This is a genomic window from Mucilaginibacter sp. cycad4 (assembly GCF_034263275.1).
Lineage (GTDB): Bacteria > Bacteroidota > Bacteroidia > Sphingobacteriales > Sphingobacteriaceae > Mucilaginibacter.
In genome coordinates this window covers 302,108-314,851 of sequence record NZ_CP139559.1, presented here as the reverse complement: position 1 = coordinate 314,851, position 12,744 = coordinate 302,108, and the positions used below count along the sequence as shown (strand labels likewise).

Here is a 12,744-nt window from a genome sequence, read left to right as displayed (position 1 = left end):
TTTGCGTGTAGTTACAAGTAAAATAATACTCACAGTTTTTTAATTAAAAATCCGGGTAAACTTAAATAGCGCCCCCGCTCCCCCGGTTTGTCTTTAAATCAATTTATAGCCTTAGGCATTTTGCTTTTAGCTTCCTTATATTAACTCCATATAACTATAGTCAACATTGGTTGTAATTGGCGAAAAGCGCTTCATCATTTCCTCGGCCTTGTTTACCATTTTTTTTGAACCGATGAAGATACCCGAACGCTGGTGCAGTTCTGTAACCTCGAGGTCCAAAATACGTTCGTATCCGTTACTGGCTTTCCCCCCAGCCTGTTCAATGATGAAAGCCATAGGGTTACACTCATAAATTAAACGCAATTTCCCTTTCGGGTCGCTGGCATTTGCAGGGTAAATAAAGATCCCTCCTTTTATCATATTCCTATGCAGGTCGGCTACCATCGATCCGATATACCTTGCTTTAAACGGCCTGTTTGTTGTTACATCCTCCACCTGGCAGTATTTGATATATTTCTTTACCCCATCAGGAAAATGGGAATAATAGCCTTCGTTTATAGAATAGATAACACCATCGTCAGGAATACGCATTTTGGGATGCGACAGGCAAAACTCCCCCAAAGAGGGATCTAAGGTGAACCCGTTCACCCCTTTCCCGGTAGTATAAACCAGCATTGTCGATGAACCATAAATTACATATCCCGCCGCTACCTGCTCGGTGCCCCTTTGTAAAACATCTTTAATGGTAGCCCTTCCATCGGTTGTTTTCCGGCGGTAGATGGAAAAAATGGTGCCCACGCTCACATTTACATCGATGTTGGACGAGCCGTCCAGTGGGTCAATCGCTACAATATATTTAGCATGCTTTGAAATTTCGCTGTCAATATCGATATATTCATCATTTTCTTCCGATACCACAATGCAACATTCACCGCCCTGCTGTAAGGCCGAAATAAACTGCTCATTAGCAAAAACATCCAGCTTTTTCTGACTTTCGCCCTGTACGTTTACCGAACCGTTATCGAGGGTCAGATCAGCCAATCCTGCTCTGTTAACTTCCCTGTTAACAACTTTTGCCGCAATCCCAATGTCTCTCAGCAGCCTGGAGAGTTCGCCTTTGGCATAAGGAAATTCTGCTTGTTTTTCAATAATAAATTGGCCTAAAGTTTTTACGGTTTTCATATCAATAATATTTTTAAGATTAGTACCGCCACCCGGAGCCGGGTAGCGGTTGTTAGAATTAGTTAATGAATTTCAATTGTCAGGCAGATAGACAGAGCCGTTTTGCCGTTTCAATCTCATCCTCTATCTTCCTGATGGCCATTACGGTTTTAAAAAACGAGTCGGGGGTAACGGAGATACTGTCAATCCCCTCTTCTACCAGGAACTGGGCAAAATCAGGGTAATCAGATGGCCCCTGCCCACAGATCCCCACTTTCACGCCTCTTTTCTTCGCTGTTTTTATTAACGATGAGATCATGAATTTTACGGCGTCATTACGCTCGTTATACAAACCCGCTACCAATGATGAATCACGGTCGAGCCCCAATACCAGTTGGGTAAGATCATTGGAGCCTATTGAAAAACCATCCACATAATCAGCAAACTGCTCGGCCAAAATCACGTTCGACGGAACTTCGGCCATCAGGTAAACTTCAAGCCCGTTTTCCCCTCGTTTCAGGCCATACTCTTCCATTGTTTCGTATACCAATAAAAGTTCGTTCACCGTGCGGCAAAAAGGGATCATCACCACCACATTATCAAGGCCCATCATTTCGCGTACCTTCGTAATAGCCTTGCATTCCATTCCAAAAGCCTTTTTGTATACCTTAGAATAGTACCGGGATGCCCCCCTCCAGCCTATCATTGGATTTTCTTCGTTCGGTTCAAAATATTTACCGCCGGGCATATTGTAGTATTCATTGGTTTTAAAATCAGAGAAACGTACAATTACTTTATTGGGATAAAATGCAGCGGCTATCCTGGCTATTCCGTAGGATAGCTTTTCAATGAAAAACGCCTCCTCACTGTCATAACCAAGCATAGCTTCCTCAATATGAGCTGTTAATGAGGCATCATTCAGGCTCCTGTGCTGGAGCAGGGCCAGCGGGTGGATTTTTATATAATTATTGATGATAAACTCCTCCCTGGCAAGGCCCACGCCTTTTCCGGGATAATGCGCGTAATTAAATGCAATTTCGGGCGATCCGATATTCATCATTAGCGGGGTTTCAATTTCAGGCAGGTCATTAAGGTCATGTTCCCGCTTAGTAAACGCCACTATGCCGCTATAAATAATTCCGGCGTCGCCTTCCGCGCATGAAGCGGTTATTTCATCGCCGGTTTTCAGAATAGCAGTTGCCCGTTCGCAGCCAACTATAGCCGGAACACCTAATTCCCTGGCAACAATGGCGGCGTGACAAGTTCGGCCGCCCTTATTGGTAATGATAGCTGATGCTTTTTTCATTACCGGCTCCCAGTCAGGGTCCGTCATATCAGTTACCATGATATCGCCGGGCAAAAAGTTTATTTCGTGGATATTTTGTTTTCCGATACCTGAAAGGTTGTGCACCCTGCCTGTAGCAATTTTATCGCCAACAGCAATGCCTTTCAGCAAAATCCTGTCTGCTCTGTCCGGATCATTGATACGAAATTCGGTAAGCAGGTTTACTTGCTTGCGGGAATGGATAGTTTCGGGCCTTGCCTGTACTATAAACAATCTGTCGCTGATCCCGTCTACCGCCCATTCAATATCCATAGGGCACCATTTGCCTTTCAATTTGGTGTAATATGCTTCAATGATAATTACCCAGTTACTTAGCTGAATGATCTGATCGTCAGACAAGCAAAACCTTGAGCTTTCTTCAACAGGGGTGTCAATGATTGTTACGGCTGCTTCCCCGGGCCTTCCATAAATCATTTTTTTATGTTTTTTGCCCAATTTTTTTTCAAGGATGGATCTGAAACCGCTTTTCAACAATGGCTTATAAACAATAAATTCGTCGGGATTAACAGATCCCTGCACCACCATTTCGCCCAAACCGTACGATCCATTGATAATAACTGCATCTTTAAAACCGCTTTCGGTATCTAATGAAAATGCAACTCCTGAAACGCCTTTATCCGAACGGACCATTTTTTGCACACAAACAGAAAGGCCAATGTTAAAATGATCATAATTAAATGATGTCCTGTAACTGATTGCCCTATCGGTAAATAATGAGGCAAAGCAATTTTTTATAGCTGTTAACAAGCTTTCCTCTCCGCTTATATTTAAATAAGTGTCTTGCTGGCCTGCAAATGAAGCATCGGGCAAGTCTTCGGCGGTGGCCGACGAGCGAACTGCAACATCGCCGGAGTGATCTTTGTATTGAATCAATAGCTCCTTATAGGCCTCAACAATCTCATTTTCCATTGCGGTAGAAAACCGGCCGTTTTGTATAAGTCCCCTTATTTTACTGCCACAGGATAAAAGAACCTTCAAATCGGTAACATCTTTATCCTCAATAATGTCCCTGATCTGCTTATCAAGTTGATTGTCTGCGATGAACTGGTAGTAGGCCTTACTTGTGATGATAAACCCATCAGGAATATCAATGCCAAATTGAGAGATGTTCTGCATCATTTCTCCAAGCGAAGCATTTTTACCTCCTACTAATTCAATGTCACCTATTGAAGCTTCAATAAGTTTCATAGTAAATTTCTTTTCCTTCATGGCTAAAATTTTATAAAACGAAGTTAACCACTTAGTAAACTGTGCGATGCTTAAATATTCATAAAAAGTAATACTATATTCACAACATATTATCTATTTTTATTTTTTATTATTACTATAGTATAAAATAATGGAATTTTTCGAGCAAATTTTAAAGGTCGACAATTCAGCTTTTACAATAGCCGAAGCAAATACTTATCATGCCATCAACAATTTCCACAACCATCCAGAGCTGGAGCTGATCTATATTATAAGCGGAGAAGGAACTTTTTCGATAGGAAATACATCAAAGAGAATTTCGGGAGATACTATGATGATGATTGGTTGTAATGTACCTCATATGTTCAAGTTTGAAACTAACCGCTATTATGATTACTCCATGAAAAGCGGTAAGATCCCCAAACCGCTGCAACTGCTCACCCTTCATTTTGATCCGAATAAATTAGGAAGTACTTTCATGACGCTGCCTGAAAACAGCCTCCTGAACAATCTTTTAAACAGCGCTAAAAGCGGGCTGTTGATCAATAGTAATTCAAAAGCTATTGCCGTCGACTTTATCCGGCAAATAGAAAATTCGGCTAAGCATGAACAACTTCCTTTGTTGCTGCAGCTGTTAAATAAAATTGCTGAGGGCGAACAAATCTCAAACGTGGCAGGTCAAACAGAAAAAAAGGTCTTCAACAGAATAGATGAGTTGAGGTTAACGAAGATCTATTTATATACGATGGACAATTTCTATAAGGACATTAAACTTAAAGACATAGCAAACATTATCCACATGGTACCTAAGGCGTTTTGCCATTATTTTAAATTGCGTACCGGCCAAACCTATTTTGATTTTTTACTGACCGTAAGAATAGAAAACTCGTGTAAACTGATCAGGGAGACCAATGAAAATATAAATTCAATTTGCCGCGATTCGGGGTTTAACAACCTTTCAAATTTTAACAGGTATTTCAAATTAGCTACCGGCAATACCCCGATGGAATATCGGAGAAAATTCAGAGAGTTTTAAGATTAATAAGACCCTAAAAAAGCAAATGCAGGCTTTTTACGACCTGCATTTGCTAAATAAATAATAGAAATTAAATTAATAACCCGGATTTTGTACCAGTTTCGGGTTCAACTGCATTTCCGGTCTTGGGATCGGGAAAATACGTTTATTAGGATTAGCATCTGTTTTTATGCCCCATGGCTTTTCAAACTGGCCAAAACGGATCAGGTCATTACGTCTCCACATTTCCATAGAGAACTCGCGGCCACGCTCATCCAATATATCAGACAGCGTTACAGTAGTCAAAGGCGAAGCTTTTGCACGCGCCCTAACCTGGTTAACCAATGATAAAGGCGAATCGCCATTGGTTGCTGATGCGCCGCGTAAAATAGCTTCGGCTTTTTCCAGTAAAATATCGGCATACCTGAACATAGGCACATCATTGCCCTGGTTACGGTCTGTATTTAGGCTGTCCGGATAAAACTTATTGTTCCTGTAACCTTCTTCGTTGGCAAGTTCGTCGTTACCAATGTCAAAAGTTGCCGGGTTTTTCCATACAATATCAGGCGTAAACTCCAACTGATGGATCACCGTAGCATTTGGATTAGGCCCGGAGTAACTTGCATCAAGCCCGATATTGGTTGTGGTAATATTTATTGGTGTGCCATCGTTATTGTACTGCTTGCCAACCAAAAATTGTTTTTTGCGGATATCATTCGCATCGTTAAACAAAGCATAATATTCTTTGTAAGTATAGACGGGGCCGTCAGGTGTGTAAGGCATTTTATACTTATTTTTTAGGTTAGGGTTTAATGTCCAGCGCGAATAATACTGCCCCTGCGCCAACACACCGTCATAAGGTATGGCAAAAATAAAGTCCTTAATACCCGGGCCGTTATTAGGCTTAAACATGCCTAAATAATCCGCATCTAAACCATACTGACCGCTTTTTATAACGTTATCGCACATAGTAACAGCGTCCTGGTACCTTGGCGTACCAATATAATATTGCGCGTTAAGGTACATTTTTGCGAGTATGGCGTACGCCAAACCTTTGGTCGGCCTGCCATAGGTAGTTACCCCTGCTGTCCCGCTCAGATCAGAAATTTGCCCAAGCAATTCACTTTCAATAAATGCAAACACTGCCGCCCTTGGCTGGGTGCCCAGGTTGGTAGTATCGCCAAAAGTTTTGCTGATAGGAACATTACCAAAAAGATCCATCAGGTAAAAGTACGACAGGGCGCGCATGGTTTTAATTTCGGCAATGGTTTGCTTTTTTGCATCGCTTTCGGGCGTAGGTGCCAATAATGACAATACCTGGTTACATAAACTGATGGTTCCGTAACCTCCCGACCAGCAAGTTTCAGTCATACTGTTATCAGGAGTAACGGTGTGCAGGTTTACTGTTGAATAGGTGCCGCCGTCAAGCCAGTTACCACCACGTGCAACAAGTACGCATTCATCAGTACTTAAATTTTGCAACAACCAGTATTGCCTGCCTGGCGCTCCACGAAATGAGGTATAGATAGGCCCTGTAGCGGCTACATACTGTGCTGGCGTGGTTGGAAAATTGGCCGTTGTAAGTGCCGATTTTGGTGTAATATCCAATTTAGTACAACCCGAAAGGTAAATTGCTCCTATAAACATGGCAATGAAGCCAGGTTTTATATATCTTTTTAAATTATTCATGTCTGTTAGGTTAAAATCTATTATAAATCAACTTGTACGCCGGCAAGGAAGCTCCTTGTTTTTGGATAAAAATTATTGCTGTCTACCCCGATAAACTGGCCGCTCGCCTGGTTATCAATGTTTAAGTTCAATTCAGGATCGACGCCTTTGTATTTGGTGATGATAAATAAATTGGTACCGGTAACATACAACCGGATGCCATGCACATAATTGCCCGCAACATTTATTTTATAGGCCAGCGTAGCATTACTTAACCTGATGAAAGCGCCGCTTTCAAGATAACGTGTTGAATATAAATTGGCATTAACATCGGTACCCGGCTCACTTAGTGTTAAAACAGGTACACCATGCGCCGAAGCCTGGGTAGGCTGGTTAAAGCTGGCCAATGATGCATTCATGATCTTGTTACCGCCCTGGCCCCTGAAAAAGAAATTAAGGCTAAAGTTTTTGTAAGTAAAATCATTACCAAAACCGAAGGTATATGTTGGCTGTGCATTGCCCGCATAAGTTTGATCAGTACTTTGGGGTGTCGTTGTTGGCTGGCCGTTGGCACCCAGGAAGGTAGATACACCATTAGTGCGACCAAGGTATTTCAAAGTGTAAAATTCACCAAGCGGATAACCGGCTTCAATGATTGATGTTTTGATGCCGCTTTGTCCCGGCCCTTCCGGATCGCCTGCATATATTTTTGAAAGATTTGGTGCCAGTGCAGTGATCTTATTTTTGTTAAATGAAATATTTCCGTAGCTGCTCCAGGTAAAGTCTTTTGTTTTTATTGGCGTTCCGTTAAGCGCTATCTCCACACCTTTATTGGTCATGCTGCCTACGTTTTCAATTTTTGTACCAACAAAGTTGTTAATAAGCGATACCGGCACCGAGGTGATCATGTCGGTTGTTTTTTTATTGTAGATATCAACCGAACCGCCCAAACGTCCTTTAAATAACGAGAAATCAACACCGCCGTTCAGTGTAGCTGTACTTTCCCACTTCAAGTCGGGGTTAGGATTTTGGGTTACGCCAATTGCGCCAATATAGGCGCCATTGTAATAAAAGCTACCGGTAGTACCATAAAGCGTTATAGGAGTATAAGGAGAGAAACCCAATGAGTTACCTGTTTTACCATAGCCAACCCGCAGTTTCAAATCATCAAACAGGGATTGAGATTTCATAAAGCCCTCGTCAATGATGCGCCAGGCGGCCGAAGCAGCCGGGAAGTATCCCCAGCGTTTGTTAGTACCAAAGGCATTTGAACCGTCACGGCGCAAAGATGCCTGCAAAAGATATTTACCTTTATAGCTGTAATTAAGACGAGAGTAAAAAGATATTAAACGTAAAGTTTCAACATTAACACTACCATAATCAACCCGGTAACCTGCGGCAGGCGTACCTAAACCCAGATTACTGGAACCCGTAGCATCCGAAATAAAGCCTTGATTGGTTGATTGAAAACCATTACCTGTTGTGGTTTGGTCTATCGAATAACCAAATAATGCTTTAAAATCGTGTTTGTCGTTCCACTTATGGGAGTAAGTTAAATAGTTTTCAAACAGCTTTTTGTTATCCTCATAAGTTGAACGGATAGCTTTGCCGCCAAGGCCCGGCGCAAGTTCTGAAGCCGAGTTGTAATAGGTGTCATTATTGGTATTTGTTTCCTGGTAAGCTAAGTTAAAATTGTAAAGCAGGCCTGCAGGCAATATCAACTCACCGCGTACGTTGCCCAGTAGTAAGTTAATTTTTTGTTTGTAGCTATCGTTGGTTATAAGCCCTACGGGGTTATAACCCAGCTTTAAAGTAGGATCATTGTAAAAGGTACCGTCGGCGTTATAAATGGTACGCGTTGGCAGATATTGAACTATCGACTTAAACAGGCCGGGACTTTGTCCGTTTGCCGATGATAGCGGAATATCATTAACTAACAGGTTGGAATTGGTTACCGAATTGCTTAATGAAAAATCCAGTTTCAACTTATCATTCAGCGCTTTTTGGGTGATATTAAGCCTGCCTATAACACGCTTCATATCGCTGCTTTTAACTATACCCTGATTTTGGAGGTAGTTTATGCTTCCGTTATAAGTGGTTTTATCGGTACCGCCGCCAAAAGAAAGGTTATGATTTTGAGAGAAGCCGGTGCTGCGTTCAACCGCTTTTTGCCAATCGGTATTTCCACCGTTATCATTCGCAGGGGTAAAACTTTGCCCGTTAGCTTTTACATAGGCCCTTAACTGCTCGGCGCTGGCAACTTTAAACTGGTTAGATACTTTTTCAAATGATCCGTATCCGTTATAGGTCATCCTTAGCTGCCCGGCTTTAGCCTTTTTAGTAGTGACGATGATTACACCATTGGTAGCCCTGGTTCCGTAAATTGCCGCTGCCGAAGCGTCTTTCAATACATCTATCGAAGCAATATCTGACGGGGCCAACAGGTTAAAATCGGCGCCGGGTACGCCATCAATTACATAAAAAGGAACAGATGCCGCACCAGCCCTTATTGATGACGGGCCGCGTAACGTTACCGATGCTTTGCCGTTCGGGTTACCATCGTTGGTGATATTTAAACCTGCTACTTTACCTTCCAATAAATCGGCAGGGGTTGCAACAACACCGGCGTTAAATTGTTCGGCCTTAACAGTAGCAATCGCGCTGGTCAGCTCCTTTTTGGTAGTAGTACCATAACCTATTACTACGACAGTAGATAACGAATTAGCCGATGGCTGCAACGTAACCTTTATAGCCGTTTGTTTACCTACAGCAATTTTTTGGGTTTCAAAGCCGATATAAGAAAATACCAGCACGGCTTTTTCATTAGCGACCTGAACCCTGAATTTACCGTCAATATCGGTTACTGCACCTGTTGCAAGGCCTTCTATTTTAACAGAAACACCTATTAAAGGTACCCCCTTATCGTCCACAACAGATCCCGTAACAATAATAGGCGGGGGAAGCTCTGCTTTTTTCTCTACCGGTGGTTTGGGTGCCGGTTTAACCAGTAAACTTCCTTCAACTTCGGTATAAGTAAATTGGTTATCTAATAAAACTTTTTTCAAAACAGCTTCCAGCTTTTCGTTACGGGCCGTAAGTGTCACCTTAACATCGGTTTCAATGTTATTCCCTGTGTACATGATCCGCACACCGGTACTTGCAGAAATCCGCTCCAGTGCATCAGAAAGTGGTGTGTTTTTTAATTTAAGGGTAACTGGCTTTTCCAGTACGCTTTGTCCGTATGAGTTACCAGCCATGGCAATGGTTGATAGTGAACAGACAACTAATAAAATTATCGCATTAATTTTCATAACATATGTTATGGTTCGAAAGACTCTTTCGGGTATGTTTATTTTCATATTTTTGCTATATTAAAGTGTTATAGGTCAAGCTGGAACGTGCTGCGGTTGTGAGAGGCCCTGTGCATGGTCCAAAAAAAATCCTTGCATTTTATTTCCTCCAAAATTGGCCCGGCCATTTTGGAGGATCCTTTTCTCTTTCCTGGGTTTAACTCATAGCAATTTCATTTTTAGGTTGTCAAACATTTTATTTGCACTTATATAATTGGTATATCAGGTACATTAATTACAGCCTTTGCCCTTTAAAGTATAGGCATCCCCCTCCTTTTTAAAATGAGCATTTACAAGGGCCCCCGTCAGCTTCAATACTTTCTCCAATGCCATATTGTTAAAATCGGCGTATAATGTACAGTTCAGTAAATTCTTGTCGGCCCTGATCGTCACATTATATTTTCGCTGAACATCAGCCAAAACATCAAACAAGGGCGTATTATGGTATTGCAGGTTACCCTGCTGCCAGCTGATCACAGACGAAGCATCCTTAATTTTTTCGGCAAGCAGCGTTTTGCTGGTTTTGTTATATACCAATTGCATATCTGATGTAAGCAATACAGCCGGATGTTTTGAAGCTGTTGGTATTACTCCTACTTTTCCGCTAACCACTGTAATTTTGATGGATTTATCTTCGTTATAAGCTTTAACATTAAAGCTGGTACCTAACACAGTGGTTTTAATTTTGCCCGAATGGATGATAAACGGCTTGCTGCTATCGTGTGCTACTTTAAAGAAAGCTTCGCCTGTAAGTGTAACCTCCCGCGTGTTCTGCTTAAACTTATCGGGGTACTTTAACCGGCTGCCGGCATTAAGGCAAATGGTTGTACCATCGGGTAAAGTGATCAGTTTTATTTCGCCGTTCAGTGCTATTGTTTCCTGGTAATTAACCGGGTTCAGCCAGTTATCCAACTGCTTTCTGAAGATATAGCCCGCACAAAAAACGGCTGTTACCGATGCTGCTACCGCTACTTTTAAGAGCACCCGCCAAAGGGGAAACACTTTTCGGGGCGGAGGCTTTATAATACGCTGATGAATATTCTTAAGGATTTGATCAGATGCCTCACCGCTCAGGGAGATCTTTTTTTCCAGTGCATCTTTACTGAAACCTTCAAGCGCTACAAGGTATAATTCCGAAACATCACCCTGCAGGTATTCGGCAAGCCAGCGCCTGTCTTCAGGAGTTAAATTCTCGGTATTATAAAGCCTTTCTAAGCGTTTGACTATAGTTTCCACAAGCTATTTTTATATAAATACGCCGGGAGCTTTAAAACGGGGGGGATGGTTTTGTGATTTTTTAAAGAAAATTTAAAAAAATCGCAAATCTTTCGATGAACAATAATCCTTGTGCTGACTTACTTAAATACTATCTTTATCATAAGCAAACAGCTAAATAATTACTCCTTATATGAAAGATACCTGGACAGAAAAATGGAACCAACGATATGCCGAAGAAGAATTTGCTTATGGTGAACAGCCTAATAATTTTTTGCAACAACAACTGGCACTTCTAAAACCAGGCAAAATTCTTTTCCCAGCAGAAGGCGAAGGCCGTAATGCTGTTTTTGCAGCCAAACTTGGTTGGACAGTTTCTGCATTCGACATTAGCATTGAGGGGCAAAAGAAAGCGCTGAAGCTTGCAGAAAAGAAACAGGCAGTTATTGATTACCAGGTTGGGGAATTGCAGGAACTTAATTACACACAGGCACAATTTGACGTGATCGCCCTCATTTATGCGCACTTTCCTCCAAACATCAAATCACTTGTACATCAAAGCCTTAATAAATATTTAAACGTCGGAGGACTTATCATTTTCGAGGCTTTTAGTAAAAGCCATCTTGACTATTTGGCAAAGGATGAAAAAATGGGCGGCCCGAGAGACATCGAATCACTATTTTCTGTAGAGGAAATTAAAACAGACTTTAATAATTATGAGATTTTAGAACTCCTGGAAACAGAAATCGATTTAAATGAAGGGCTTTATCACAGCGGCCAAGGGTCGGTGATCAGATTTGTAGGACGAAAAAAGATGGATGTCTGAAAGTTTCAGGTATTATTTGCTTAAGGTCGGTGTAATCACCGCACCACCTACCAAACTCTACAGGTAGTCCTTCAGCTTTATAACTAATGTGCCCTTATGCATCATTAAATGCCAGCCAACTGGTATGGAGATTACACCAACCACAAGCTTAATGTGTGCAATGAGCAATCAGTTTACAATAAATAGCCCGTTATTAATTCCCCCCTATCCAATAACAAATCATCATAACGCCTGCTGTTTTCCATTCGGCGTGATGTTCTTTTATATGGTTTTTAACAGCTACAACCGCATGCCCAAGGTATTCTTTAACAGTATGTTTAGAAAGGTTCAATCTCTCGGCCGCCTCTTCATAGGTTTTTCCTTCCAGCTTGCAAAGGGTGAATACCTTTTTACGCTGCGGGGATAATTGGTTGATAGCCTGTTGTAATAAATAATATTGCTCGTCCATTAACTGTACATCACCGTTGTCGGTTTCCATTTCGGCAAAAGGCATGGTGTTAACAATTGCGGTTTCCCGTACTTTTTTACGGAGATGGGAGATCGATTTGTTAAAGCTAAGCACAAAAAGCCATCCGCTTACAGACTGATCAGGGTTAATATCGGCCCGTTTTTCCCAAAGGGCTATAAAAATATCCTGCAAAATATCGCAGGCAATGTCATCATCTTTAGTGAGCTTGTAAATATTGCGATAAATGGCCTGGTGATACTTTTGATAAAGCATATCAAATGCACCGATGTCATCATCGTGTAAGCGAAACACTAAATCTTTATCTCCGTTTGTATTCATAAAAACCTGGTAATTATTTATTTATTCATTAATTAATAGGTAGGAATTATTGTGAAAAATACAACTATTTTTTTATCAATAAATCTGCTTCACAGCAACATCATTAATAATTTATTCAGTAATTGGTTAAAAGGAGGCTTTATAGCCTTTTGTAAAGTTTTGCCCAGGTTATAAAATTACTTTTTTTAC

8 protein-coding genes are annotated in these 12,744 nt (G+C 41.4%); 2 read left to right on the top strand and 6 right to left on the bottom strand.

The window, feature by feature from the left end; genetic code table 11:
* Positions 1–135: 135 nt before the first annotated feature.
* Both fbp and ppsA read right to left on the bottom strand, forming a co-directional pair.
* Positions 136–1,182, bottom strand: a complete 1,047-nt coding sequence (gene fbp / locus SNE26_RS01395; RefSeq protein WP_321557601.1) for a class 1 fructose-bisphosphatase — start codon at positions 1,180–1,182, stop codon at positions 136–138.
* A 79-nt stretch (positions 1,183–1,261) separates the two neighbouring features.
* The gene (ppsA, locus tag SNE26_RS01390) at positions 1,262–3,715 is read right to left on the bottom strand and encodes a phosphoenolpyruvate synthase (RefSeq protein WP_321557600.1); all 2,454 of its coding nucleotides are present in this window, start codon (positions 3,713–3,715) and stop codon (positions 1,262–1,264) included.
* Positions 3,716–3,845: 130 nt separating this feature from the next.
* Here ppsA and SNE26_RS01385 point away from each other — a divergent pair, with 130 nt between their 5' ends.
* The gene (locus SNE26_RS01385; protein ID WP_321557599.1) at positions 3,846–4,730 is read left to right on the top strand and encodes an AraC family transcriptional regulator; all 885 of its coding nucleotides are present in this window, start codon (positions 3,846–3,848) and stop codon (positions 4,728–4,730) included.
* A 75-nt stretch (positions 4,731–4,805) separates the two neighbouring features.
* Here SNE26_RS01385 and SNE26_RS01380 read toward each other — a convergent pair whose 3' ends face one another.
* The 3 genes from SNE26_RS01380 to SNE26_RS01370 form a co-directional block, all read right to left on the bottom strand.
* Positions 4,806–6,398, bottom strand: a complete 1,593-nt coding sequence (locus SNE26_RS01380) for a RagB/SusD family nutrient uptake outer membrane protein (protein ID WP_321557598.1) — start codon at positions 6,396–6,398, stop codon at positions 4,806–4,808.
* Between the two features lie 20 nt (positions 6,399–6,418).
* Positions 6,419–9,688: a TonB-dependent receptor gene (locus SNE26_RS01375; protein ID WP_321557597.1), complete on the bottom strand. Its 3,270-nt coding sequence runs from the start codon at positions 9,686–9,688 to the stop codon at positions 6,419–6,421.
* Between the two features lie 270 nt (positions 9,689–9,958).
* On the bottom strand, positions 9,959–10,963 hold the full coding sequence (locus tag SNE26_RS01370; RefSeq protein WP_321557596.1) for a FecR domain-containing protein: 1,005 nt from the start codon (positions 10,961–10,963) through the stop codon (positions 9,959–9,961).
* A 172-nt stretch (positions 10,964–11,135) separates the two neighbouring features.
* Between SNE26_RS01370 and SNE26_RS01365 the strand changes: the two genes are divergently transcribed.
* The gene (locus SNE26_RS01365; RefSeq protein ID WP_321557595.1) at positions 11,136–11,768 is read left to right on the top strand and encodes a methyltransferase domain-containing protein; all 633 of its coding nucleotides are present in this window, start codon (positions 11,136–11,138) and stop codon (positions 11,766–11,768) included.
* A 193-nt stretch (positions 11,769–11,961) separates the two neighbouring features.
* Here the strand turns inward: SNE26_RS01365 and SNE26_RS01360 are convergent, their stop codons facing one another.
* Positions 11,962–12,555, bottom strand: coding sequence for a sigma-70 family RNA polymerase sigma factor (locus SNE26_RS01360; protein ID WP_321557594.1), 594 nt, complete (start codon positions 12,553–12,555; stop codon positions 11,962–11,964).
* Between the last annotated feature and the right edge of the window lie 189 nt (positions 12,556–12,744).